Genomic DNA, 25,157 nt, shown 5'->3' on the forward strand with positions numbered 1-25,157 from the left:
GCCCGGGAGGCCTGATTGGTACGGACCACTGTTCCCCCGTACGGGCGCACGGCAGACTTGGGGGATCATCTCAGCGTGACCACCAGCGGAAGTCAGGACCACATCCCCATGGGCGTGATTACCGACGCGGACGTCGAGGCCCGTCCGCAGGCCGGCGCCTCGACCGGGCCGGCGCCCGGCCGGGCCGCGGCGCTACGGGCGAGGGGTGCCCGGGCGGCCCGGGAGTACGGGCCGGCGCTCGGGCTCTACGGCGCCGTGAAGCTGATCGGCTTCGCCGTGTTCATGTGGCTGCTGGAGTGGTCCGGCGAGTACCTCACCAAGGACCACCGGTTCGGCGGCGGCACCCACCCCTGGGACGTGCTCGGCGGCTGGGACGGCTGGTGGTACCAGCAGGTCGCACAGAACGGCTACCACCCGCACCTGACGCCGCTGGTCGGCCAGATCTGGTCCTACCAGCAGGACTCCTCGGCCTTCTTCCCGCTGTACCCGGGCCTGATCCGGATCGTCTCGGCCGGCACCGGGCTCGGCTCGTACGGCGCCGGCATGCTGGTCTCGGTGCTGGCCTCGTTCGCCGCCGCGGCCGGGATCTACGCCCTCACCGCCCGGCTGACCGACCGCCGGGCCGGGGTGATCGCGGCGGCCGTCTGGGGCGTCTTCCCGGGCTCCGGGGCGGAGTGGGCGGTCTACTCCGACTCGCTCTTCGTCGCGCTGGCGGTCTGGGCCTGCTGGTTCGTGCTGGACCGCAGCTGGGCGGCCGCCGGGGCCACCACCTTCATCGCCGGCCTCAACCGGCCGACCGCCGCCGCGCTGGTGGCCGCCGTCGGCGTGGCCGCGCTGATCGCGCTGTACCGGCGCCGGGACGGCGTGCTCGGCCCGCTCGCCGCCGCGGCCGTCGCCCCGGTCGGTCTGTTCGGCTACATCGCCTGGGTCGGCTGGCAGATGGGCGACCTGAGCGGCTACTTCAAGCTCCAGCGCGGGGCCTGGCTGCACTTCTTCGACGCCGGCGCGCACACCCGGGACGTCTTCGAGGGGGTGCTGCTCGGCCACAACGGCTACCTGTTCGCCTACCCCACCGAGGACCTGATCGGGATCCTGCTGGTGATCACGCTGCCGATCCTGCTGACGCTGCTGATCCGGCTGCGCCCGCCGGCCTTCCTGGTGGTCTACACGGTGGTGACCGTCGTGCTGGTGCTCGGCAGCCAGCAGATCTTCGGCAACACCTCGCGCTACCTGCTGCCCGCCTTCCCGCTGTTCGTCCCGATCGCGGTGGCGCTGCGCCGGCTGTCGCGGCCCTCGCTCGCGGTGGTGCTGGGCACCGCCGCGGTCGCCTCGGGGTGGTACGCCGGCTACGTGCTGTTCGAACTCGGCATCCCGTAGCCCGGCCGGCCCGTCGGCCCGTCGGCCCGCCGGCCCGCCGTCGGTGCGCCCGCGCCGGGGCGACGAACCGGCCACAGGGGCTTGCACCGACCGATCGTTCGGTTACTCTGAGGTGTGTCCCGCCTGCCCCTGTGAGGAGCGCACCATGGCTGCTGCGACCCCGACCCCCTCGGTCGCCGAACTGATCGAACGCCACCAGGACACCCTCGACCGCGCACTCGACGCGATCAAGAGCCGTGACTACTGGTCCCCCTACCCGGAGTTCCCGAAGGCATACGGCGAGAGCGGCCCGGCGGACGGCAAGGCGGCGTTCGAGGCCCGCCTCGGCCGGCTGTTCACGATCGACGGCCAGCCCACCTCCGGGGAGCCGGTGAGCGGCGAGGCCTCGCCGTACGGGATCGAGCTCGGCGTCAGCTACCCGCACGGCGAGCCGGACGCGCTGATCGCCGCGCTGGAGGCGGCCCGCCCCGGCTGGGCGGCGGCCACCCCGGCAGCCCGGGCGGCGGTCTGCCTGGAGATCCTGGCCCGGATCAACGCCCGCTCGCACGAGTTCGCGCACGCGGTGATGCACACCACCGGCCAGGCCTACGGGATGGCCTTCCAGGCCGGCGGCCCGCACGCCCAGGACCGCGGCCTGGAGGCCGTCGCCTACGCGTACGCCGAGCAGACCCGGCTGCCGGCCAGCGCCGGCTGGACCAAGCCGCAGGGCAAGCGCGACCCGCTCACCATGGTCAAGGAGTTCACCGTGGTGCCGCGCGGCCTGGCGCTGCTGATCGGCTGCAACACCTTCCCGACCTGGAACGGCTACCCGGGCCTGTTCGCCTCGCTGGCCACCGGCAACCCGGTGCTGGTCAAGCCGCACCCGCGGGCGGTCCTCCCGCTGGCGCTCACCGTCGAGATCGCCCGCGACGTGCTGGCCGAGGCCGGCTTCGACCGCAACCTGGTGTGCCTGGCCGCGGAGCACGACGGCGGCACGGTCGCCAAGGTGCTGGCCGTCCGGCCCGAGATCAAGATGATCGACTACACCGGTTCGACCGCCTTCGGCGACTGGCTGGAGGAGAACGCCCGCCAGGCCCAGGTGTACACCGAGAAGGCCGGCCTCAACACGGTGGTGATCGACTCCACCGACAACTACCGCGGCATGCTGTCCAACCTGGCCTTCGCCCTCTCGCTCTACAGCGGCCAGATGTGCACCACCCCGCAGAACCTGCTGATCCCGCGCGGCGGCATCCGCACCGACGAGGGCAGCAAGTCCTACGACGAGCTGGTCGCCGACCTGGCGGCCGCGATCGAGGGCCTGCTCGGCGACGACGCCCGGGCCGCCGCCGTCCTCGGCGCCGTGGTCAACCCCGGCGTGCTGCAGCGCACGGTCGCGGCCGCCGGCGGCGAGTACGGCGAACTCGCCCTGAGCCCGAGGGTGGTGGAGTCCGCCGAGTTCCCCGGGGCGACCATCCGCACGCCCGCCATGATCAAGGTGGACGCCGACAAGCCGGACGACCGGACGGCCTTCATGAGCGAGTGCTTCGGCCCGGTCTCGTTCGCGGTCGCGGTGGACTCCACCGAGGCGGCCGTGGAGCTGCTGCGCCGCAGCGCCCAGGAGCAGGGCGCGATGACCGCTGGGGCGTACACCGTCTCGGACCAGGTCGAGGCAGCGCTGGTGCAGGCCTGTCTGGACGGCGGGGTCTCGCTCTCGCTCAACCTCACCGGCGGGGTCTACGTCAACCAGACCGCCGCCTTCTCCGACCTGCACGGCACCGGCGCCAACCCGGCGGCCAACTCGGCCTACTGCGACGGCGCGTTCGTCGCCAACCGGTTCCGCACCGTGGAGGTCCGCCGCCCGGCCTGAGCCGACCTGGTGTTCAACCCCGGGCCCCGCGCCCGGGGTTGAACACCCAGATCCGCAGCAGCAGGAAGCGCGCCAGGGTGGCCAGCGCGTTGGCCACCACCAGCGCCGCCAGCTCCGCCGCGTGCGCCGCACCGGGCCGCAGCAGGTGCAGCAGGCCGATCGCCCCGCTGCTCAGCAGCAGGCCCAGCAGGAACGCCGCACCACCCTCCAGCTGGTGTTTCAGCGCGTCCCGGCGACCGGTCACGCCGAAGGTGAACCGGCGGTTGGCCGCCGTGTTGGCCACCGCGGTGGCGCCGAGCGCCAGCGCGTTGGCGGGCAGCGCCGGCAGCAGCTGACGCAGCCCCAGGAAGAGCAGCACGTACGCCAGCGTGCAGAGCGTGCCGACCACCGCGAAGCTCGCCAACTGCCAGCCCAGGCCCGGCGGCAGCTGCTCCCGGCGGCCGCGCTCAAGCAGCTCCACCCGGCCCCGCCCGGCCAGCGCGCCGCGCGCCACCCGGGCCATCCCGCGCAGGTCGTCCAGCGCGGTGCGGACCAGGTCCACCCGGCTGTCCGGGTCGTCCACCCAGTCCACCGGGACTTCGTGGATCCGCAGCCCGGAGCGCTCGGCCAGCAGCAGCAGTTCGGTGTCGAAGAACCAGGCGTTGTCCTCCACCTCGTCCAGCAGCCGCTTGACCACCGCCGTCCGCCCGGCCTTGAACCCGCACTGGGCGTCGGAGAACTTGGCCGCCATGGTGGCCCGCAGCAGCAGGTTGTAGGTCCGCGAGATGAACTCCCGCTTGGGCCCGCGGACCACCGCCGACCCGCGGTGCAGCCGGCTGCCGATGGCCAGGTCGCTGTGGCCGGACAGCAGCGGGGCCACCAGCGGCAGGAAGGCCTCCAGGCCGGTGGACAGGTCGACGTCCATGTACGCCACCACGTCCGCCTCGCTGCGGCCCCAGACCTCGCGCAGCGCCCGGCCGCGGCCCTTGAGATCCAGGTGGACGGCGTTCACCTGGGGGATCTCCGCGGCCAGCGCGGCGGCCACCGCCCAGGTGCCGTCGGTGCTGGCGTTGTCCGCCACGGTGATCCGGTAGGGGTAGGGGAAGGTCTCGGCGAGGTAGGCGTGCAGGCGGCGTACGCACTGCTCGACGGTGTGCTCCTCGTTGTAGACCGGGACGACCACCTCGACGGTGCCGACGTGCGGCCGGTGCCGGTCGGCGGTCGCCGGATCGGCGAGGGCCGCGCCGTGCGTCATGGGCTGAGTCATGGGAAGGACATTCACAGCCCCTGATGGGGCCGCGATGATGGGAGGCTGAGAGCACGCTGAAAACCGCCCCGGCTCCGTCCCGCGTACCGAGTTGTCCTGCCGATCAAGGGGAGATGGCCGATGTCAGACAAGCAGCTCACCGCCGACGTGCTGGTCGTGGGCGCCGGCCCCACCGGGCTCCTGCTGGCCGGTGACCTGGCGAGCGCCGGACTGCGGGTGACGGTGCTGGAGAAGCGCGCCACGGAGTCCAACCTGACCCGCGCCTTCGCGGTGCACGCCCGCACCCTGGAGCAGCTCGACGCCAGGGGGCTGGCCGACGACCTGGTCGCCGCAGGCACCGCGCTCGGCTCGCTCCGGCTGTTCGGGCGGCTGCGGGTGGAGCTCGGCCAACTGCCGACCCGCTTCCCGTTCGTGCTGATCACCCCGCAGTCCACCACCGAGCGGCTGCTCCAGAAGCGGGCGGCGAAGGCCGGGGCGACCATCCTGCGCGGCACCGAGGTGGTGGGCCTGCGGCAGGACGGCCAGGGGGTCACGCTGACCTGCACCGGCGCCGACGGGCAGAGCGAGCACCGGGCCCGGTACGCGGTGGGCGCCGACGGCGTCCGCAGCGGGGTCCGCGACCTGCTGGGCATCCCGTTCCCCGGCGAGTCGGTGGTCAACTCGGTGCTGCTGGCCGACGTCAGGCTGGAGCGCGAGCCGGCCGACGTGCTCACGGTCGGTGCCACCGAGGCCGGCTTCGCCTTCCTGGCCCCGTTCGGCGACGGCTGGTACCGGGTGATCGCCTGGGACCGGCACCGGCAGCTGCCGGACAGCGCGCCGGTCGCCCTGCCCGAGCTGGCCGAGCTCACCCGCACCGTGCTCGGCCAGGACTTCGGCCTGCACGACCCGCGCTGGATGTCGCGCTTCCACAGCGACGAGCGCCAGGTCCCCAACTACCGCTCCGGCCGGGTGTTCCTGGCCGGGGACGCCGCGCACTGCCACTCGCCGGCCGGCGGCCAGGGCATGAACACCGGCCTGCAGGACGCCGCCAACCTGAGCTGGAAGCTGGTCGCGGCCCTCCAGGGCTGGGCCCCTGACGCCATGTTGGACACCTACCAGACCGAACGGCACCCGGTGGGCCGGGCCGTGCTGCGCAGCTCCGGAGCGCTGATCCGGGTGGCCCTGGCGCACTCCGCCCCGGCCCGGGCCCTGCGCACCGCGCTGACCTCGGCGGCCGACCGGCTGGGCCCGGCCGCCCGGATCGGCGCCCGGCAGGTCTCCGGACTCGCGGTCCGCTACCCCGCGCCGCCCCAGGCGCACCCGCTGGCCGGGCGCCGGCTGCCGGACCTGCGCCTGGCGGTGGACCAGCCGGGCGGCCCGGCCCGGCTGTACGAGGCGCTGCGCGCCGGGCGGGCGGTGCTGATCAGCAACGACGAGCTGTCGGTGGCCGAGCCCTGGGCCGGCCGGGTGGTCACGGCCGCCCCGGCCGACCCGCACGGCAAGCTGCGCGACACCGTGCTGCTGGTGCGGCCGGACGGCTACGCGGCCTGGGCGGCCGTCGACCCCACCCTCGGCGAGCTGCGGACGGCCCTGACCGAGTGGCTGGGCCTGCCCGAGGAGTGAGCCCGCTCAGCGGGTGGCCTTCTCGTAGTGCCGGGCGGCTTTTGCCCGATTTCCGCAGAGCGCCATCGAGCACCACCGGCGGCGGCCGTTCTGGGATGTGTCGAAGAAGTGAAGAATGCAGTTGGGGTGGGCACACGCCTTGATGCGGTGCGCCCCCTGGTCGAGCAGGTCGAGATAATTGTCGGCGGCGAGCCAGGCGGCCAGCCGGTGCGGGTCGTCGACCTCGACCGACCGCTGCGGGCCGCGCTCGCCGAGCCGGTGGCGCAGCCGCCCGTGGGCGAGCACCCGGTTCAGCCCGTCCAGCGGGGCGGGCTGCTCCCGCTCGGCCGCCCCGACCAGCGCGGCCAGCGCCTCCCGGGCCTCCCGCACGGCCTCCAGGCCCGCCGGGTCGGCCGGACAGCGCTCCGCCAGGCCGACCGAGGAGAGCCAGGTCCGGTAGCCGTCGAGGTCGGCGAGCAGGTCGTTGACAGGGGTGCCGGCCCAGCGCGTGTTGAGCAGATCGAGCGAGAGCGGTTCGCCGGTCAGCGGGCGCGGGTCACGGGGGTCAGCCATGCCGCCGAGTGTAACTCTGTTCCACCCGAACCATATTCACTGTATTCCTGGCGCAGAATTCTGTTGATGAATTCGACTTCCACACTTGACTGTTTTTTAGTAAGCAATTGCCCGGCCATGGGCCTATACCCCTGAATTCTCTGCGAAAGTCTGGCCAGCGTTTTCGAACCCGGAACGCCCCACACTTTCCGGAGGAGCCCGTGCGACCCCGCTCGCTCGCCCTTTCCGCGGCTATCGCCGTCCTGCCGCTCACCGCCATCTCCCTGGGCGTCTCCACCGCCCAGGCCGCGCCGGTCCCCAACGCCGCCGCCCGCGTCTCGCTGCCCGCCACCGTCACCCCCGCCGTGGCGCGCTCGCAGAAGCAGGGTGACGTCCCCGCCGCCCAGCAGCTCTCGGTGTCCGTCAGCCTCAAGCTGCGCAACACCGCCGACCTGGACCGCTTCCTGACCGCCGTGTCCACCCCGGGCAGCAAGGACTACGGCCGGTACCTCACGCCGGAGCAGTTCACCGCCGCCTTCGGCCCGACCCAGGCCGACGTGGACCAGGTCCGCGCCTTCCTGGCCTCCCAGGGCCTGAGCGTCTCCTCGGTCAGCGCCAACCGCCAGGTGGTGAACGCCCAGGGCACCGCCGAGCAGCTGGCGAAGGCCTTCGGCACCCACGAGAGCTCGTACACCGACCCGGCCCAGGGCAACCGGTCCTTCTTCGCCAACGACACCGCCGCCTCGGTGCCGACCGCGCTGGCCGGCGTGGTCGACGGCGTCCTCGGCCTGAACAACCACACCGTGCGCAAGGCCCAGCTGGCCAAGCCGAACGGCGCCACCCCGAAGGCCGCCCCCAGCGGCTTCGGCCCGGCGCAGTACGACGGTGCCTACAACCTCGGCAAGGTCGGCGCCGACGGCACCGGGGTGAACGTCGCGCTCTGGGAGTTCGACGGCTACAAGTCCACCAATCTGACCACCTACGACTCGCAGTACGGCCTGACCGGCCCGGCGGTCAGCACCGTCTCGGTGGACGGCGCCACCTACGACAGCAAGCCCGGCGAGGGCCAGGGCGAGGTCGAGCTGGACAGCGAGATCGTCCGGGGCGCCGCGCCCAAGGCGACCCAGCTGGTCTACGAGGCCCCCAACAGCGACCAGGGCGAGATCGACATGGCCGCCAAGATCGTGGCGGACAACCGGGCCTCGGTCATCTCCATCTCCTGGGGCTCCTGCGAGCCGGACACCACCCCCGCCTCGATGAACGCGGTGAACAACTCCTTCAAGCAGGCCGCCGCCCAGGGCATATCGATCTTCTCCGCCTCCGGTGACGACGGTTCCCGCGACTGCACCCGCTCGGACAGCGGCTCCTCGGTCAAGGCGGTCGACTTCCCGGCCTCCAGCCCGTACAACACCGGTGTCGGCGGCACCAACCTCAAGGTGAGCGGCAACGCCTACTCCTCGGAGAGCGCATGGTCCACCGCGGGCGGCGGCGTCTCCACCCAGTTCGCCAAGCCGGCCTGGCAGACCGGCACCGGGGTGAGCGGCACCATGCGCACCGTCCCGGACGTCTCCTCCAACGCCGACCCGGCCAGCGGCTTCGCCATCTACACGGCCGGTGGCTGGCAGGTCTACGGCGGCACCTCGGCGGCCGCCCCGCTGTGGTCCGGCTACGCCGCGCTGTACAACCAGAAGGCCAAGGCCGCCGGTGCGGCGGTGCTCGGCGAGGCCAACCCGAAGCTCTACGCGCTGGCCAACAGCAGCAGCTACGGCTCGGTCTTCCACGACGTCACCAGCGGCAAGAACCAGGACTTCTCGACCAAGGCCGGCTACGACCAGGTCACCGGCTGGGGCACGCCGGTCGCCGACCAGCTGACCACCGCGCTGCTCGGCGGCGGCACCACCACCCCGCCCACCGGCGGCTGCACGGCCGGCCAGCTGATCGGCAACGGTGGCTTCGAGACCGGCTCCGCCGCGCCGTGGACCGCCTCCAGCGGCGTGGTCGACAACGCCTCCGGCGAGGCCGCCCACGCGGGCTCCTGGAAGGCCTGGATGGACGGCTACGGCTCCGCCCACACCGACACCCTGTCGCAGACCGTGTCGATCCCGGCCGGCTGCAAGGCCAGCTTCAGCTTCTGGCTGCACATCGACACCGCCGAGACCGGTTCGACCGCCTACGACAAGCTGACCGTGCAGGCCGGTTCGACCACGCTGGCGACCTACTCCAACGCCAACGCGGCCACCGGGTACGTGCAGAAGACCTTCGACCTGTCGGCCTTCGCCGGGCAGACCGTGACGCTGAAGTTCACCGGCGTCGAGGACTCCTCGCTGAAGACCAGCTTTGTGGTCGACGACGCCGCGCTGAGCATTTCCTGACTTTCGCTCAGCAGGTCGATGTGGTTTAGACCTCAGCACCTGCCCCGACCTGGCGGTCGCGGGCGGGTGCTGTTGTTTCCGCAATGTTTCAAGATCGCTTGTTTTTCCGATTCCTTGTCGTGACCACTGTCATATGTCCAAGTTGATGACGTAACCTCGGGCCGTGCGTAGGGTTCCCACAGCTCGGTGGCACAACTCCCGGCGCAGGTGCGCGCCGGGCTGGACCCGCCGAACTCACCTGGTGGGGAAGGTGTCGGGATGGGATCGCAGCAACCGCAGCAGACGGGTCGCCTCCGATTGGTAGGCCGACGGGACAGCGGGGCGGTGAACCCCCCGGGCCCGGCGCCCGCCGGTCCGGGCCAGGCCGCCCCGACCACGCCGCCGCCCGCGGCGGCGAGCGGATTCGCCGAGACCCTGAACGTCGCGATCGAGGCCAGTGGGCTCAGCCTCGACCGGATCAGATCGGCGCTGGCCAAACAGGGTGTCAGGGTCAGCGTCACCACGCTGAGTTACTGGCGGCGCGGGCGCAGCCAGCCCGAGCGGGCCACCTCGCTGCGCGCCGTCCTGCTGCTGGAGCAGCTGCTCGGCCTGCCCACGGACGCCCTCACGGCGCAGCTCGGCCCGCCGCGGCCGCGCGGACGCTGGGTCACCCCCGCCTGCCCCGACGCGCTGCGGGTGGAGGACGTCTGGCCGGGCGAGCAGGAGATCAGCGAGGTCTTCGTGGAGCTGGACGCCCCGCCCACCGGGCAGCTGGAGCGGCTGTCCATCCACGACTCGTACTTCGTCGACGCCGGCCGGCGCGGCCACCTGCTGCGGATGCGCCAGGTCGTCCGGGCCACGGTGGCCGACGTGGCCCGCCTGGTGGTGGTGCACAAGGCGGACGAGGGCGCGGTCGGCTGCCCGGAGATCACCTCGGTGCGGCACGCCCGGCTCGGCCGGGTCCGCCGCCGGCCGGAGAACGGCCTGCTGGTCGCCGAGCTGCTGCTGGACCGTCCGCTGGGCCTCGGCGACTCCACCGTCTTCGAGTACGAGGTGGAGATCCCGGGCACCGGGCCGACCACCGACTACGGGCGGTTCTTCGCCGCACCGGTGCGCGAGTACGTGCTCCAGGTGCACTTCGACCCGGCGTCCGTGCCCGCCCACTGCGAGCGCTTCGACCGCGACCCGGGCGCCGAGGTGGACCGCCACCACCAGCAGCTCTGGATCGGCGCCTCGGCCAGTGCGCATGTGCTCTCCCCGGACCAGCAGCCCGGCCAGGTCGGGATCCGCTGGCAGTGGGAGTGAGATTCTAACCGGTACACAACTCCGGAATGGTTTGACGCCCGGCGCACTAACCCCTACTGTCGTCAGTAATGGTTAGCACGGTCCAGCCGACCCGCCCTGGGAGTGTGTCCGCATGTCCGGTACCACCGCCGCACCCGTCCTCCCCACCCTGCAGACCGGCCACATCGGCCTCAACGTCACGGACCTCGACCGCTCCTCGGCGTTCTACCGCCGCCTGCTCGGCCTGGAGGTGGCCGCCGAGGGCACCGACCCGGAGCGCCGGTACGCCCTGCTCGGCCGTGACGGCCGGCTGGTGCTGACCCTCTGGCAGCAGTCCACCGGCCCGTTCGACGCCGGGCGGCCCGGGCTGCACCACCTCTCCTTCCAGGTCGACTCGCTGGCGGAGGTCCGGGACGCCGAGCGCACGCTGCGCGAGCTGGGCGCCGAGTTCGCCCACGAGGGCGTGGTGCCGCACTCCGAGGGCGCGCCGTCCGGCGGTGTCTTCTTCGCCGATCCGGACGGCATCCGGCTGGAGGTCTTCACCCTCACCGGGGTCGCCGACACCGGCGCCGAGGCGCCCAGCGGCGAGGCTCCCACCTGCGGGTTCTTCTGATGCCGGCGCCCGGGCACTACCACCTCGGGGAGCGGGCGGTGCAGCGCCGCACCGGGATGCTGGAGCGGGCCGACCACGTCGGGCGCTCGATCGGCGCGGTGATCCCACCGGTGGCCGCCCGCTTCCTGGCCGAGCGCCGCACCCTGGTGCTGGGCGCGGCCGACCGCTCGGGCCGGCTCTGGGCCACCCTGCTCGGCGGCCCGGCCGGCTTCCTGCGGGCGGCCGACGAGCGCACCCTCGCGGTGGCCGCCCGCCCCGGGCCCGGCGACCCGCTCGCCGAGGCGCTGGAGCGGCCCGCCGAGGTCGGCACCATCGCGCTCGATCCGGCCGGCCGCCGCCGGATGCGGGTCAACGGCCGGGCCGCCCCCGACGGCCGGGGCGGCCTGCTGGTCGCCGCCGAGCAGGTGTACGCCAACTGCCCCAAGCACATCCACCGGCGCAGCCCGCTGGACGCCCCCGCCCCCACCGCCGCCGGCGCGGTCACCGCGGGCACCGCCTTGACGCTCCCCCAGCAGCTGGCCGCGGCCACCGCCGACACCTTCTTCATCGCCACCGCCGACCCCGCCGGCACGGTGGACGCCTCGCACCGCGGCGGGCCGCCCGGCTTCCTGTCCGTGCTCGGCCCGGACCGGCTGAGCTGGCCCGAGTACCCCGGCAACACCATGTTCATGACCCTGGGCAACCTGGAGCTCAACCCCGCCGCCGGGCTGCTGCTGCCGGACTGGGAGGGCGGCGGCGCGCTGCTGCTGACCGGCACCGCCCGGGTGGACTGGAGCGACCCGGCCGCCCCGTTGGTCGACTACCGGGTGCTGGGTACCGTCCAGCTCCCCCATGCCACCGCGCTGACCTGGATCGAGACCGCCGAGCACTGAACCGGCGGCCACCCCACGTCCGTTTTGTTATATCTTCAGCTGATATTCCCTCAGCCCGTCGTGGAATGCATGAGCACTCCCACGACGGAAGGACAGGGATCACCGTGCTGATGGAGTTCACCGAGACCCCGCCGGACGACGGCTGCGCCTGCCCGGGGTGCGGGGCCCGGCGCCGGGCCCGGCTGCACGCCGCCCGGACCGAGGACGGCGGCCACCGGGCGGCCCGGGGCGCCCGCCGCGCCGCCGTCCTGCTCGCCACCGTCACCACCGTGCTCGGCGGGGCCGCCGGCGCGGGCACCGCCACCGCCCGGGCCCCCGGCGACAGCTCCGGGCAGATACCCGACGCCCCGCAGGGCGAGGTGAGCGGGCTCTACGGCGCGCAGTCGCTCGGCACCCGGCTGCGGGCCGCGACCCCGGCCACCACCCGCGCGGAGGTCATGGCGCGCGCCGAGCGCTGGCTCGCGCGGCACGTGCCGTACAGCATGACCAGCTACTGGAGCGACGGCTACCGGCAGGACTGCTCGGGCTTCGTCTCGATGGCCTGGGGCCTGGGCAGCAGTCAGACCACCTGGACCCTGCCCGACTTCGCCGACCGGATCGCCCCCGCCGAACTCCAGCCCGGCGACGTGCTGCTCCACAACAACCCCGCGGACCCGGGCGGCGGCTCGCACGCCGTGCTCTTCGGCGGCTGGACGGACGCCACCCACACCCGCTACACCGCGTACGAGCAGACCCGGCCGGCCACCCTCACCCGGGCGACCCCGTACGCGTACTGGAACAACTCCGGGTCCTACCTGCCCTACCGCTACCGCGGGCTCAACACCCCGGCCCCGGCCCCGGCACCGACCCCGGCGCCCGCACCCGCACCCGCGGACCCGGACGCCTTCCCCGGCAGCGGTGCCTTCGGCCCGGGGAAGTCCAACGCCCGGGTGCAGCGGCTCGGCGAGCTGCTGGTCCGCCGCGGCGGCGGCCGGTTCTACCAGGTGGGCCCGGGCCCCGCCTGGGGCGAGGCCGACCGCAGGGCCACCGAGGCCTTCCAGCTGGCCCAGGGCTGGCGCGGCACCGAGGCCGACGGCTACCCGGGCCAGGACACCTGGGACCGCCTGGTCCACGGCACCGGCCAGGACATCCCGCCGGCCACCGCCCCGGCGCCGCCCCCGGCCACGCCGCCCACGCCGGCCGTCCCGCCCTTCCCCGGCCCGGCCGCCTTCGGCCCCGGCCAGGTCAACGGGTACGTCCAGCAGCTCGGCGAGCAGCTGGTCCGCAAGGGCTTCGGCCACTACTACACGGTCGGGCCGAGCCCCGACTGGGGTGAGGCGGACCGGCTCGGCACCCAGGCCTTCCAGCTGGCCCAGGGCTGGCGCGGCACCGAGGCCGACGGCTACCCGGGCCAGGACACCTGGCGGCTCCTGTTCGGCTGAGCCGGCCGCCGGGCGGGCGCCGCCGGGCGATCAGCCGTGCACCCGGACCCAGGAGTGCATCGCGATCGCGGCGGCGGCGCCCGCGTTGATCGAGCGGGTCGAGCCGTACTGGGCGATCGAGCAGACCGCGCTGGCGTGCTCCCAGGCGGCCTCGGTCAGCCCGGGGCCCTCCTGGCCGAACAGCAGCACGCAGCGCTCGGGCAGCTCGAAGGTCTCGATGGGCACGGCGCCCGGCAGGTTGTCGATGCCGATCAGCGGCAGCCCGCGCTCGGCCGCGAAGGCGGCCAGCGAGGCCACGTCCTCGTGGTGGCGCAGGTGCTGGTACCGGTCGGTGACCATGGCGCCGCGCCGGTTCCAGCGCCGCCGGCCGACGATGTGGACCTGCTCGGCGAGGAAGGCGTTGGCGGTGCGCACCACCGAGCCGATGTTGAAGTCGTGCTGCCAGTTCTCCACCGCCACGTGGAAGCCGTGCCGCCGGGTGTCCAGGTCGGCGACGATCGCCTCGTGGGTCCAGTACCGGTAGCGGTCGACCACGTTGCGGCGGTCGCCGTCGGCCAGCAGCGCGGGGTCGTAGCGCACCCCGTCGGGCCAGGGCCGCGGGTGCGGGCCGACGCCGATCTCCCGGTCGTCCGGTGCGAAGGCCTCGTCGTACTGCTCGCCCGTCAGGGGCACACCCGTCTCTCTCACGCCTTCGAGGGTACGGGCCCGGCCGGCTCGGTCCGGCGGCGCGGTCGGACGGCCTTCTCCAGCTCGGCGATCGCCTGCATCAGCAGCCGGGCGCCGGCCCGGGCGACCGCGCCCCGGTCCTCCGCGCCGGACTCCGGCGGCAGCGCGGCCAGCCGGGCGTCCCAGTCCTCGTGCGCGGCCCGCAGGCCGGAGAAGTCGGCCGGCTGGCCGAGCAGCACGGCGGCCGCGGCGATCGCGGTGGCGTCCCGCAGCTCCTCGGCGAACTCCGCGGCGCCCGGCAGGGTCGGACTGCCCGCCGCCGGGAGGTGCGCCTCCATCAGCATCGCGCTGCGGCCGAGCAGCCCGACGGCGGCCCGGGCCCGGTCGAGCTGCTTGCGCGGGAGCTCGGTCAGCCGGTCGGGGTCGCGGTGCGGCTCGGCGTCGGCCCGCTGCTGGGCCTGGAGCATCTCGGAGCGGGTCTCGCGCAGGTCCAGCAGGGTCTGGGCGACGGCCCGGGTGTGCCGCTCGTCCGGGTCGCCGAGCGCCGTCACCACCGCTGCCGCGTACCGGCCCACGGCGGCCAGCCACTCGGCCAGCCGTTCGGGCAGCCGGGCCGTGTGCCAGGTGGGGAAGAGGGCGTACGCGCCGAGCGCGACGGCGCCGCCGAGCAGCGTCATGGCGACCCGGTCCAGCGCGGTCTGGGTCGGGTCGACGTCCTCCAGGCCGAGCAGGAACACCACGTACCCGGAGATGCAGGTGGTCGCCAGCGCGTATCCGGTGCGCAGGCTCAGGTAGGCCCCGGCGATGAACACCACGGCCAGCGCGGCCGACACCCACTGGCCCGGGTCGAACACCCGGACCACCGCGGTGGCCAGCGCCACGCCGGCCACCGTACCGGCCAGCCGGGCCACGCCGCGGCTGTAGGTCTGGGCGAAGTCGGGCCGCATCACCATCGCGGCGGTCATCGGCGCCCAGTAGCCGTGCCGCACCCCGAGCACCTTGGCCACCACGTAGGCGCCGGTGACCACGGCGGACAGCCTGACCGCGTGCTGGAAGACGGCCGCGTGCGGCTCCAGCTGGCGGCGCACCGTCCGCAGCGCGGAGGGCAGCACCCGCAGCAGCGGCGGCCGGTGCAGCCCCGGGCCGGTGGGCGGGCCGGTCACGGTGGACTGGTCCTGCTTGTCCAGGCTGTCCACCGCCCGGCTGAGCAGGCCGGCCAGCCGGCGCGCGGAGCGCCGGGCGGCCCCGGAGAGGGCGGGCTTCTCGTCCGGGGTGAACAGCGCCAGCGACGGGGTGGACCGGGGCGGCCGGTAGGAGTCGCCGGAGCGGATCGACCGGGCGAGCGCGTCCAGCACCTCGGCGGCGGCAGCCAGGATCTCCCGGGCCCGGTCCCGGGCCGGGCCCTCGGCCGGGGCGCCGACCCGCGGGTCGGCCAGCGCCGCCAGCGCCGGGCGGACCTTCTCCGCGACACCGCGCAGGCCCCGCAGCGCGGGCGGGCGGTGCCGCTGCTGCCAGGGCGTCAGTTCGGCGGCCTGCCGGGCCAGGAAGAACGGCTCGGGGTCGACGTGCGCGGTCGGGTCCTGGCGCAGCCGCCGGGCGTAGTCGGCGAGCGCGGCGTAGGTGTCGGCGAGCGCGCCGCGCTGGGCGCCCCAGCTGTCGATCGGCCAGAGCGTCACCACCAGCGCCTGGGCGGCGCCGCCGAGCGCGCAGAGCGCCCCGTGGCCGAGCGCCGTCTCCACGCTGACGGGCAGTTGGACGACCACCAGCATCACCGAGACGGTGGTCGCGGCCACCACTCCGCCGGTCGGCCCGATCGCCCAGGCCATCCCGGCGCCGAAGGACCACAGCGCCAGCAGGACCGGGAAGGCCCCGGGCACGCCGACCGCCAGGTAGCCGAGGAAGGTGCTCAGTCCGAGGCCGAGGCCGGCGGCGACCGCGAGCGAGGTGCGCGGGCGGAAGCTGCGCTGGAAGGTCGCGGTGCCGGCGATGAAGGCGCCCATCGCGGCCGAGGTGGCCAGGGCCGGGCCGGCCAGCGCGAGGGTCGGGAAGAGCACCAGGGCCACCGCGAGGGCGCCGCGCACCGCCCGGCGGGGGTCGGAGTAGGCCCGGTCCAGGGTCAGCCCGGCCTTCGCGGTGTCACGAAGGGAGGCAAACCAGGGCATAGCGGGAGCTTATCCGCTGGCCTGCCGCAGCTCCTCGCTCCCGCGCTCGGCCACGCCCTCCTGCCGGCCGTCGGTCCGCCCGTCCTCGTCCTCCCGCCCCTGCTTCTGTCGGGGGCGCCCCGCCCGCCGCTCCACCCAGCGCCCCGCCCGCCGCTCCACCCAGCGCCCGAACCGGCGCTCCACCCGCAGCAGCACCCCGGTCGGCAGGAACACGGAGTCGGCCGCGATCATCGCGAGCGAGAAGAAGGGCAGGCCGAGCGTGACCGCGATCGCCAGGTGCTCGGCCATCATCAGCGCCAGCAGCACGTTCTTCAGCCGCCGGTTGGCCAGCGTGAACGGGAAGCCGACCTGCAGGATCACCGTGCCGTAGGTGAGCAGGAAGGTCACCAGCAGGCTCGCGCCGAGCAGCCCGGACAGCCCCGGCCAGGGGGTGAAGTAGTCCAGGTGCAGCGGGTAGTGCAGCGCGGTGCCGTCCTGCCAGCGCGAACCCTGCACCTTGTACCAGCCGGCCGTGGAGTAGATCAGCACCACCTGGGCCGCGATCACCAGCATGCCGCAGTTGTGCACCATGGTGGCCAGCGCGTCCAGCACGGCCCGGGGCTCGGCCGTCGGCCCGGGGGGCGGGCGGCGCCGGCGCCGGCGGGCGTCCAGCGACCACGCCCGGCCGCAGCGCACCAGCACCAGGTAGATCGCCATCAGGTGCACCACGTTGTCCCCGCCGTCGCCGACCAGCACGTTGCGGTTCTGCAGCGAGACGGCGGTGACGGCGAACAGCAGGCTGCTCGCCCGGGTGCGCCAGCCGAGCGCCAGCAGCACGGCGGCCAGCAGACCCAGGTGGTAGACCAGTTCGAACCACAGCCGGGAGTCGGACCAGGTGAGCACGGTGAAGGCGTGGGTCTCGCCGAGCAGCTTCCCGGCCAGCTCGGCCGACCAGGGCGAGCGGTCGCCGTACAGCTCACGGCGGTTCGGCCACTCGCGCAGCAGGTAGCCGCCCCAGGCCAGGGCGATCCCGATCCGCACCACGGCGGCCTGGCGGGGGAGCTGGACCCGGGCGGTGAAGGCGTCGAAGAGCCGCTCGAACCGGGTGGCCGGCGCGGCCGGAGCCGGCTGCGGCGCGGGGTCGGCCGCCGTGCCGGCCCGCTGGCGCCCGATGCCCGCCGCCGGACGGCGCTCCGCCTCCCCGGCCGCTATCGGGCCGCTCACCCCAGCCCCCGGTAGTCGTCCTCGGACACCGGCCACCAGGGCAGCTCCTGGTACTGCACGCCGGTGTCCACCTGCTCCGGGCTCCAGGCCGGCGGGGCGATGGTGGCCGTGCCGAGCCGGAACCGGATCTGCAGGACCCGCTCACCGCCCGCGGTCCGGCCGAAGCGCTGCAGCGCGATCCGCTTGAGGTACTCCTGGGCCAGCGCCCCGCGCGGGCCGACCACCGCGCCCTCCTGCTCCGGATGGGTGGACCGGTAGAAGTCCACCGCCCGGCGCAGCATGTTCTGGTCCAGGTGGCTGGGCGCCGGGTTGCCGCGGATCGCCGCGATGTCCTGGGCGGTCAGATCGAGCCAGTCCCGGGTGCGCACCTGGCCGTCCTCGCCGATGGTCTGCAGCTGGGCGTCCACCGTGAGGTCCTGCTGGAGCGGGTTGGGCGCGAACAGCTTCCAGTTCTGCTCGAACTCGGGGTACACCACCGCGTCCAGGTCGCCCTGGTACTGCCGGGACACCGCGTTGGCCGGTGCCACGTGCAGGAACAGCGCGCCGAGGAAGAGCCCGGTGCCGCCGAGCAGGGCGGCCCCGGTCAGGCAGATCACCAGCAGGGCGGGGGTGGACCAGACGCGCACGGCCCCTCCTCCCACGGCTCACCGGTGCGGCACGCCCGGTCATCCTGCCCCAACCGGGCCCACCGGCGACAGGGGCACCGCCGTACCGGCGACGGCCCGTCAGCGGGTCACAGGACGAAGGCGTCCCGGCCGTCGCCCGCGGTCATCGGACGGCCGGCGGCCTCCCAGGCGAACATGCCGCCGTCCACGTTGACCGCCTCGCGGCCCTGGGCGACCAGGTACTGGACCACCTGCGCGGAGCGGCCGCCGACCCGGCACAGCACGTACAGCTTCTGCGCCGGCAGCTCGTCGAGCCGGGCGATCACCTCGCCGATCGGGATGTGCAGCGCGCCCTCGACATGGCCGGCGTCCCACTCGTCCTGCTCGCGGACGTCGAGCAGCACGGCGTCGGCCGGCACCGAGGCCGCGTCGGTGGTGGGGATCTGAGCGAACATCGTCGGGTTCTCCTGGGTTTCACGGGGTCGGTCACCATCATTGTGACCGGGATCGCCGAGCAGCCGGTCGAGCTCGGCCCGCTGCTCGGCGGCGCGCGCCAGCAGGCTCTCGGCCAGCTCCTCCAGCAGCCGCTCGGGCTCCTGCGGGGCCAGCAGCAGCAGCTCGCCCATCGGGGTGCGCTCGAGGCGGACCTGCTCGGCGGCCAGTCGGCCGATCTTGCCGGTCAGCCACTCCAGCCGCTGGCGCAGCCAGTCGGGGCGCTCGGCGGCGTCCGCGGCGGGCGCCGAGTCGGGGTCGGTGGACCACTCCTCGGCCAGCTGCTCCAGGGTGGCGGCGTCGCCGTGCGCGTAGGCCTCGTTGACCCGGGCGATGAAGGCCGAGCGGCGCTCCTGCTCGACCGGGTCGGTGGCGAGGTCGGGGTGCGCCCGGCGGGCCAGCTCGCGGTAGACCCGCTGGGCCTCCCGGTCCGGGCGGACCTTGCGGGTCGGCTCCGGCTCGACCTCGCGCAGGCCCTCCGCCAGCTCCGGGTCGGCCGGCGGCTCGACCCGGGCCCTGGCCTCGACCGCCCGGCGCAGGTCAGCCGGGTCCCCGGTGCGGGCGGCGACCGCCTCGGCGATCAGCGCGTCCAGCTCGTCCAGGCTGGCGTACAGCGGGCCGAGCAGCTGGTGGTGGACGAGCGCGAAGTTGTCGATCTCGACCCGCAGGGTCTCCACGTCGACCTCGAGGGTCAGCCAGGCCAGCTCGGTGGCGGCCACCCGCTCCTCGAGCTGCTCCCGCTCCGGGTCACTCCATCGCGCCGGGATCTCCGTGCTCACCTGCTCGCCTTCGTCCGGTCGACCTGGGTCCGGCCTGCCACCCTACCGGGGCCCCGGCCCGGTGCACCGCCGCAGCGAACGGGTGAACCAGAAGCTCACTCCGGCGCACGATGCGTGACACGCAACTGATACTTACGAATCTCCCCGATTCGCTGTCGGACCCGACCCGGTCCGTGCTTCGCTGGAGGGTGCACCGGGTTGCACCGCACGTACGGACGAGTGCCGAACGGCCAACTGGACGGCACCGGGTACGCGTGGGAACAGGACAGGCAGGAGCGGCCGAAGACTACGAAGCCCAGCACGCCGCCCCGATCCGAGCGGGGCCGTCGCACGGCACAGCGGCCAGGCGGGAGCAGACCGAATCCATGGTGGACGAGCCCAACTCCACACCGAACCCAGGAACCGAGCCGCCGGTGCCATCCGGTGGCTCGGCGGCCTCCGGCGCCCACCCCGCGGGGGTCGTGGCGCTGCTGCGGGTCGCCTCGGTCCTGATCGATCCGGACGGCCGGATCGCCCAGTGGGACCGCACGGCCGAGGAGCTCTTCGGCCACCGCGCCGAGGTCGCCTGCGGGCGCAACGCGGCCGGGCTGCTGCCCGCCGTCGAGCCCCGCCCCGAGACCGCCGCCCCGCTGCCGCCCGGCGCCGGCCGCCGCTGCGACGCCTTCGCCACCCTGGACGACCTCACCCAGCTGAACGCCCCCTGGGCCGGCGCGATGGCGGTCGTCGACCGCGAGGACCGGCTGCGCGACATCCTCTGGTGGGCCTACCCGCTGACCGAGCCGAGCGGGCGCAGCCTGCTGGTGCTGGCCGCCGACGCCCGCCCGCTGCGCACCACCGGCCTGCGGATCGCCCTCGGCGAGCGCCTGCTGCCGTACGCGGCCGCGCCGACCACCGCCGCCCGCCCGCTGCGGGTCGCGGCCGCCCTGGCCCCGGCCGCCGCCGGCAGCGCGGCCGCGCTGGAGCCGCTGCTGCCCAAGGGCTCCGCCGAGCGCCGCCAGCGGCTGCTGACCCAGCTGGTCGCGGCCGGGCTGCCCGCGCTGTGGGTCGACTCCGCCACCCTGCTGCCGGTGCTGCCCTACCAGTCCTCACCCACCGGCACCGCCCGGCTGGCCGCCGGGATCGGGCGCCGCTACCCCACCCCCCAGCAGCGGGTGGCCCAGCCGAGAGCCGGCCGGCGGCCGCCCGAGGCGGGCCGGCCCGTCACCACCCGCCCGGACGGCGCGCCGCTCACCGGCGGCGCAGCCGCAGGCGGGCGCCGTACGCTCGATCTGCCGGCGGCCGCCACCGGCCCCGAGGGCGAGCGGGCGCTCGGCAGCACCATCCCCGGCCAGCGCGAGGTGGCCGGCACCGGCGAAGACACCGACCCGGGAGGCCCCGCCATCGAGTCCGCAGCCAACGGCAGCGCCCCCGCCCTGGAGGACGGCCCGGCGCCCGCACCGCCCTCGCCGCCCACCCCGGTCGAGGGCGTCGAGGTGGTCCGCGGCACCCCGGACGGCGACCAGCTGGCCCTGCTGAGCGAGGTCGGCGGCCGGGTCGGCACCACCCTCGACCTGGACACCACCGCGCGCGAGCTGTGCGACGTGCTGGTCCCCCGGGTGGCCGACTTCGCCTGCGTCGACCTGCTGGACGGCCTGATCTCCGACTCGGAGCTGCCCCGGGACCGGCCCGACGACTCCACGATGCTGCGCCGGGTGGCCCGGGTCTTCAACGCCGGCTCCGGCAACTGGAGCCACGTGCTGGACGAGGGCCGGCTGCTGGCGATGCCCCGCACCACCCCGCCGGGCCTGGCCCTGCAGGAGAACAAACCGGTGCTGGTCCCGGTGATCACCGCCGACGTCGCGGTCGAGTACGCGGCCTCGCTCGGCGGCCCGGAGCTGGTCCCGCTGGTGGTCGACCGCTCCATGCTGGTGCTGCCGCTGTCCGCCCGCGGCACCGTGCTCGGCATCCTCAAGCTGCTCCGGCTGGCCGACCGCGGCCCGTTCACCAAGGCCGACGCCGACACCCTCAAGGAGCTGGCCGCCCGGGCCGCGCTCTCGCTGGACAACGCCCGGCTGCACCGCGCCGAGTCCAAGGTCGCCACCACCCTGCAGCGCTCGATGATCCCGACCCGGCCGCCGAAGATCCCCGGCGTCCAGATCGCCCACCGCTACCTGCCGGGCGACCCGAAGGCCGAGGTCGGCGGCGACTGGTTCGACGCGATCCAGCTGCCCGGCAGCCGGGTCGCCCTGGTGGTCGGCGACGTGATGGGCCACGGCCTGCACTCGGCCGCCGCGATGGGCCGCTTCCGCACCGCCATGCAGACCCTCGCCGCCCTCGACCTGCCGCCCGGCCAGCTGCTGCGCCACCTCGACAACCTGGCCCAGAAGCTCGGCGACGACCACCTGGCGACCTGCCTGTACGCGGTCTACGACCCGATCAACCGGACCTGCGAGCTGGCCAGCGCCGGCCACGTCCCGCCGGTGCTGGTGCACCCGGACGGCCGCGGCGAACTGCTGGAGATCCCCGAGGGCGCGCCGATCGGCGTCGGCGGGGTGCCGTTCGTGGCGAAGAAGATCAGCGTCCGGGACGGCTCGATGCTGGTGCTGTGCACCGACGGCCTGGTCGAGGTCCGGGGCGGCGACATAGGGGAGGGGCTGGCCGCGCTCTGCGGCAACCTGATCGACCCGAAGAAGACCCCCGAGGAGGCCTGCGACACCGTCCTGGACCGGCTGCACACCGACGACCGCAAGGACGACGTGGCGCTGCTGGTGGCCCGCTTCGACGGCGTCGCGCCGAGCGAGGTGGCCACCTGGAAGCTGGCGGTGGAGCAGACCGAGGTGCGCCGGGCCCGCCGGCTGGTCCGCGAGCAGCTCGCCGCCTGGCAGCTGACCGCGCTCACCGACACCGTGGAGCTGCTGGTCAGCGAGCTGGTCACGAACGCGGTCCGGGTGGGCCGCGCGGACGTCCAGCTCCAGCTGATCCGGGTGGACAAACTGCTGGTCGAGGTCAGCGACGACAACCACAACCTGCCCTCGCTGGAGCCCGCCGAGTCGATGGACGAGAACGGACGCGGCCTCAACCTGGTGAGCAAGCTCGCCGAGCGCTGGGGCACCGCGCGCAAGGCGGTCGGCAAGGTGGTCTGGTTCGAGATGGCCCTGCCCCGCAGCTGAAGCGGGCAGGGCCGGCGGGCGGCGCCGAGGGGCGACGGGGCTCCGAGGACCGGCCCTAGCGGGTCAGCGCCCCCGCCGGGGTGCGGCGGGCCGCCTCGGTGGCGACCGCGGCGGCCGCCCCCACCCCGGCGAGCACCCGCGGCCAGAAGTCCCCGAACACCTCCACCGCGGCGGCGATCAGGACGGCCGTCAGCAGCGCCACCACGTGCTCCAGCCCCGCCAGGTTGGGCAGCACCACGGCCTCCGCCACCATCACCAGGGCCACCACGCCACCCGTCCACCAGGCCCTGGTCCGGAAGGCCACGCACACCGCCAGCGCCACCACGGCGGCCGACGGGCCGGTGTCGCGGACGTGCGCCACCCACTGCGGGAAGCCGAACAGGTGGTCCGGGCCGATCGCCACCCCCACCCGGGCGAACAGCGTCCCGGCCAGCGTGCAGACGTACGCGACGACCAGCGTCAGCCGGCGGCCCAGCACGATCTCGGCCAGCCCGAACACCAGGAAGACCTGGGCCAGCGCCCCCCAGACCGGCAGGTCCAGCGCGGGCACGTAGAGCGACAGCGGCGTGCGCAGCAACGAGACGTCCAGCGGGAGCGAGGCCTTCACCACGCCGATCCCGGTGACGACCTTCGCCCCGCCCGGGAGGTGCTGGACGATGCTGAAGACCAGGATCAGCAGCGTGGCCGCGGTGGCCAGCGGCACCGAGGCGAAGCGCCTGCGCACCACATGGCCCCTGACCACGGCGAACAGATTCCCCCACTCGGCGACAGCGACCCGCCCGGCAATCTCCGGCAGTCCCTTTCGCACGCCCCCCGCGTGGGCAATTTCCTTCACAGCCGATCCGCTCCCCGTCCGCGTTCCCGAAATCCCCGACCTGAGGCTGCAGCACCCGAAAACCAGTCTTCGTTCGAGCACTACATCTACGGTAGGCAACGGCTAAACAGCGGGCATCAACACAAGTGGCGAACCGGTGTCATCCTCAAGTCGGAGACACTCCCCCATTCGCCCCCGACCCACCCCCCGATCGGCCCCCGGGACCGACCTTCCGGAAGGATTCCCTCCGCCCCCCGGCGGAGGGACCATCCCACCCCGTACCGCTCCGCCGACTACGCCTTCGGCGCGGCCGGCGTCACGGTTGCCCTGACGTGCCGGCGACGGAACAACGCGGGGAGGCTCGGCACGGTGATGAAGCCCTCGGCCCGCGCACTCGCGATTCCGATCCGCGGGATCTCGCTGCTCTTCTCGAACAGCAGATAGCGCGGCTCCCAGATCGGGCGGTACTTCGCATTGGCCCGGTAGAGGGACTCGATCTGCCACCAGCGGGAGAAGAATCCCAGCACCGAGCGCCAGAGCCGCAGAACCGGACCCGCACCGAGCCTGGAGCCGCGCTCGAATACCGATCGGAACATCGCGAAGTTCAACGACACCCGGGCGAGCTCGACCTCCTCGGCCCGCTGGAGCAGCTCAATCACCATGAATTCCATCAGGCCGTTCTCGCTGTCCCGGTCCCGGCGCATCAGGTCCAGCGAGAGCCCGTCCCGGCCCCAGGGCACGAAGCTCAGCAGGGCCCGCAGCCGGCCCTCGCCGTCGTGACACTCCAACATCACGCAGCGGCCGTCGTCCGGGTCGCCGAGCCGGCCGAGCGCCATCGAGAAGCCCCGCTCGGTGGCGCCGTCGCGCCAGTGGTCGGCGCGGTCCACCAGCGCGGCCATCTCCGCCTCGGGGATGTCCTCGTGCCGCCGGATCCGGACCGTGTAGCCGGCCCGCTTCACCCGGTTGTAGGCCTGCCGGACCACCCGCATCGCCCGACCGTCCAGCGAGAACTCGTCCAGCTCCACGATGGCCTCGTCGCCCAGCTCCAGCGCGTCCAGCCCGTGCCGGGCGTAGATCACCCCGGCCTCCTCGGAGGCGCCCATCACGGCCGGCACCCAGGCGTGCTCCCGGGCCTCGCCCAGCCAGGCGTCGATCGCCCCCGGCCAGGCCTCCGGGTCACCGATCGGATCCCCCGAGGCCAGCGAGACCCCGCCCAGCACCCGGTAGGCGACCGCCGCCTTGCCGCTCGGCGAGAAGACCACCGCCTTGTCCCGGCGCAGCGCGAAGTACCCCAGCGAGTCCCGGTCGCCCTGGCGCTCCAGCAGCGCGCGCAGCCGGCCCTCGTCCTCCTCGCTGAGCAGCTCCTGGCCGCGCGGGCTGCGGAAGGCCACGTACAGCACCAGCAGGAAGAGCACCGCGCCCATCGCGTTGATGAAGGCGTTCACCCAGGTCGGCACCGCGATCACACCGGCCACGTGCTCGGACGGCGTGACGGTGACCATCCGGGCCACCGCGTAGGCGAACCGGTCGCCCAGATCCGCCCCCGGGATGGTGTTGGTGGCCGCCACCAGCACCGAGCCGACCCCGCCGCCGACCAGCAGGCCGGCGAAGAAGGTGGCCACCGCGGTCTTCGGGTTCGACCGGTCCCCCTTGGAGGTGAACTCCTTGCGGCTGGCCACCAGGGCCAGCACGAACAGGCCGGTGATCACGGTCGAGAAGTAGTTCAGCGGATGGTGGGCGAAGCGCTCCCCCGGCACCAGCATCAGCGTCAGGTAGAGCACGAAGAACAGCCCGGCCAGCGCGGTGTTGAAAATCCACGCGGCCCGCTTGCGACGCCGCATCGCCACCGCCAGGAACACCGACAGCACCACGGTGCTCAGGCCCGCCGTCACCAGGTACGGGGTGAAGTACTCGCCCTCGTTGTGGGTGCGGACCTGCTCGCGGAACTGCACCGCGAGCACCGCCACCAGGTTGAGCAGGGCCATCAGGCGCAGGTACCAGACCGTCGCCGACGCCGCCCGCACCCGCCACCGCGGCGACGGCCCGAGGTCGGCGGGTGGAGCGGCAGAGCCGGCGGACGGGACCGTCTTCACAGTGGACACAGCTCCAATTCCAAGCGATCGGACCGGGGCACGCATCCGCAC

The 25,157-nt window shown here is 74.1% G+C and carries 18 protein-coding genes; 9 read left to right on the forward strand and 9 right to left on the reverse strand.

Translation table 11 applies throughout. The features are described 5' to 3' along the window. Window positions 1–108: 108 nt before the first annotated feature. On the forward strand, window positions 109–1,377 hold the full coding sequence (locus AB0K43_RS06605) for a hypothetical protein (RefSeq protein WP_363636479.1): 1,269 nt from the start codon (window positions 109–111) through the stop codon (window positions 1,375–1,377). A gap of 145 nt (window positions 1,378–1,522) precedes the next feature. Beyond that, complete coding sequence (gene paaN / locus AB0K43_RS06610) at window positions 1,523–3,223, forward strand: phenylacetic acid degradation protein PaaN (protein ID WP_363636481.1); 1,701 nt, start codon at window positions 1,523–1,525, stop codon at window positions 3,221–3,223. 13 nt (window positions 3,224–3,236) lie between these two features. Here paaN and AB0K43_RS06615 read toward each other — a convergent pair whose 3' ends face one another. Continuing rightward, window positions 3,237–4,469 carry a glycosyltransferase gene (locus tag AB0K43_RS06615; RefSeq protein WP_363636484.1) on the reverse strand — a complete coding sequence of 411 codons (1,233 nt, stop codon included), beginning with the start codon at window positions 4,467–4,469 and terminating at the stop codon, window positions 3,237–3,239. A gap of 120 nt (window positions 4,470–4,589) precedes the next feature. Here AB0K43_RS06615 and AB0K43_RS06620 point away from each other — a divergent pair, with 120 nt between their 5' ends. Then, a complete protein-coding gene (locus AB0K43_RS06620) occupies window positions 4,590–6,071 on the forward strand; it encodes an FAD-dependent monooxygenase (RefSeq protein ID WP_363636486.1) in 1,482 nt (493 codons plus the stop codon). Window positions 6,072–6,077: 6 nt separating this feature from the next. On the opposite strand, the gene AB0K43_RS06625 is transcribed toward AB0K43_RS06620, so the two are convergent. Further along, window positions 6,078–6,623, reverse strand: a complete 546-nt coding sequence (locus AB0K43_RS06625; RefSeq protein WP_363636488.1) for a CGNR zinc finger domain-containing protein — start codon at window positions 6,621–6,623, stop codon at window positions 6,078–6,080. 200 nt (window positions 6,624–6,823) lie between these two features. Here AB0K43_RS06625 and AB0K43_RS06630 point away from each other — a divergent pair, with 200 nt between their 5' ends. The 5 genes from AB0K43_RS06630 to AB0K43_RS06650 all read left to right on the forward strand — a co-directional run bounded on the left by AB0K43_RS06630 (window position 6,824) and on the right by AB0K43_RS06650 (window position 13,143). Next, window positions 6,824–8,974 carry a protease pro-enzyme activation domain-containing protein gene (locus tag AB0K43_RS06630; RefSeq protein ID WP_363636490.1) on the forward strand — a complete coding sequence of 717 codons (2,151 nt, stop codon included), beginning with the start codon at window positions 6,824–6,826 and terminating at the stop codon, window positions 8,972–8,974. Between the two features lie 324 nt (window positions 8,975–9,298). Then, window positions 9,299–10,258 (forward strand): hypothetical protein, encoded by a 960-nt coding sequence (locus tag AB0K43_RS06635; RefSeq protein ID WP_363636492.1) that lies wholly within the window; start codon window positions 9,299–9,301, stop codon window positions 10,256–10,258. A 112-nt stretch (window positions 10,259–10,370) separates the two neighbouring features. Further along, on the forward strand, window positions 10,371–10,850 hold the full coding sequence (locus AB0K43_RS06640; protein ID WP_363636494.1) for a VOC family protein: 480 nt from the start codon (window positions 10,371–10,373) through the stop codon (window positions 10,848–10,850). After that, complete coding sequence (locus AB0K43_RS06645; protein ID WP_363636496.1) at window positions 10,850–11,722, forward strand: pyridoxamine 5'-phosphate oxidase family protein; 873 nt, start codon at window positions 10,850–10,852, stop codon at window positions 11,720–11,722. Before AB0K43_RS06640 ends, AB0K43_RS06645 begins: the two co-directional genes overlap by 1 nt. A gap of 110 nt (window positions 11,723–11,832) precedes the next feature. Continuing rightward, the gene (locus AB0K43_RS06650) at window positions 11,833–13,143 is read left to right on the forward strand and encodes a peptidoglycan-binding protein (protein ID WP_363636498.1); all 1,311 of its coding nucleotides are present in this window, start codon (window positions 11,833–11,835) and stop codon (window positions 13,141–13,143) included. A 30-nt stretch (window positions 13,144–13,173) separates the two neighbouring features. On the opposite strand, the gene AB0K43_RS06655 is transcribed toward AB0K43_RS06650, so the two are convergent. The 5 genes from AB0K43_RS06655 to AB0K43_RS06675 all read right to left on the reverse strand — a co-directional run bounded on the left by AB0K43_RS06655 (window position 13,174) and on the right by AB0K43_RS06675 (window position 19,050). Next, complete coding sequence (locus AB0K43_RS06655; RefSeq protein ID WP_363636736.1) at window positions 13,174–13,815, reverse strand: TrmH family RNA methyltransferase; 642 nt, start codon at window positions 13,813–13,815, stop codon at window positions 13,174–13,176. Window positions 13,816–13,826: 11 nt separating this feature from the next. Beyond that, window positions 13,827–15,971, reverse strand: coding sequence for an FUSC family protein (locus AB0K43_RS06660; protein ID WP_363636500.1), 2,145 nt, complete (start codon window positions 15,969–15,971; stop codon window positions 13,827–13,829). Window positions 15,972–15,980: 9 nt separating this feature from the next. Continuing rightward, entirely contained in the window at window positions 15,981–17,174 is a 1,194-nt protein-coding gene (locus AB0K43_RS06665; RefSeq protein WP_363636503.1) for an HTTM domain-containing protein, read from the reverse strand. Beyond that, window positions 17,171–17,800: a DUF5819 family protein gene (locus AB0K43_RS06670; RefSeq protein WP_363636505.1), complete on the reverse strand. Its 630-nt coding sequence runs from the start codon at window positions 17,798–17,800 to the stop codon at window positions 17,171–17,173. The genes AB0K43_RS06665 and AB0K43_RS06670 overlap by 4 nt, the downstream gene beginning before the upstream one ends. A 107-nt stretch (window positions 17,801–17,907) precedes the next feature. Next, entirely contained in the window at window positions 17,908–19,050 is a 1,143-nt protein-coding gene (locus tag AB0K43_RS06675; RefSeq protein ID WP_363636507.1) for a rhodanese-like domain-containing protein, read from the reverse strand. A 413-nt stretch (window positions 19,051–19,463) separates the two neighbouring features. Here AB0K43_RS06675 and AB0K43_RS06680 point away from each other — a divergent pair, with 413 nt between their 5' ends. Next, a complete protein-coding gene (locus AB0K43_RS06680) occupies window positions 19,464–22,199 on the forward strand; it encodes a SpoIIE family protein phosphatase (protein WP_363636509.1) in 2,736 nt (911 codons plus the stop codon). Window positions 22,200–22,254: 55 nt separating this feature from the next. Here AB0K43_RS06680 and AB0K43_RS06685 read toward each other — a convergent pair whose 3' ends face one another. Next, window positions 22,255–23,007, reverse strand: a complete 753-nt coding sequence (locus AB0K43_RS06685) for a hypothetical protein (RefSeq protein WP_363636511.1) — start codon at window positions 23,005–23,007, stop codon at window positions 22,255–22,257. Window positions 23,008–23,306: 299 nt separating this feature from the next. Continuing rightward, window positions 23,307–25,106 (reverse strand): phosphatidylglycerol lysyltransferase domain-containing protein, encoded by a 1,800-nt coding sequence (locus tag AB0K43_RS06690; RefSeq protein ID WP_363636738.1) that lies wholly within the window; start codon window positions 25,104–25,106, stop codon window positions 23,307–23,309. Window positions 25,107–25,157: the final 51 nt, after the last annotated feature.

Origin of the sequence: Kitasatospora sp. NPDC049258 (assembly GCF_040678895.1) — a bacterium.
Lineage (GTDB): Bacteria > Actinomycetota > Actinomycetes > Streptomycetales > Streptomycetaceae > Kitasatospora.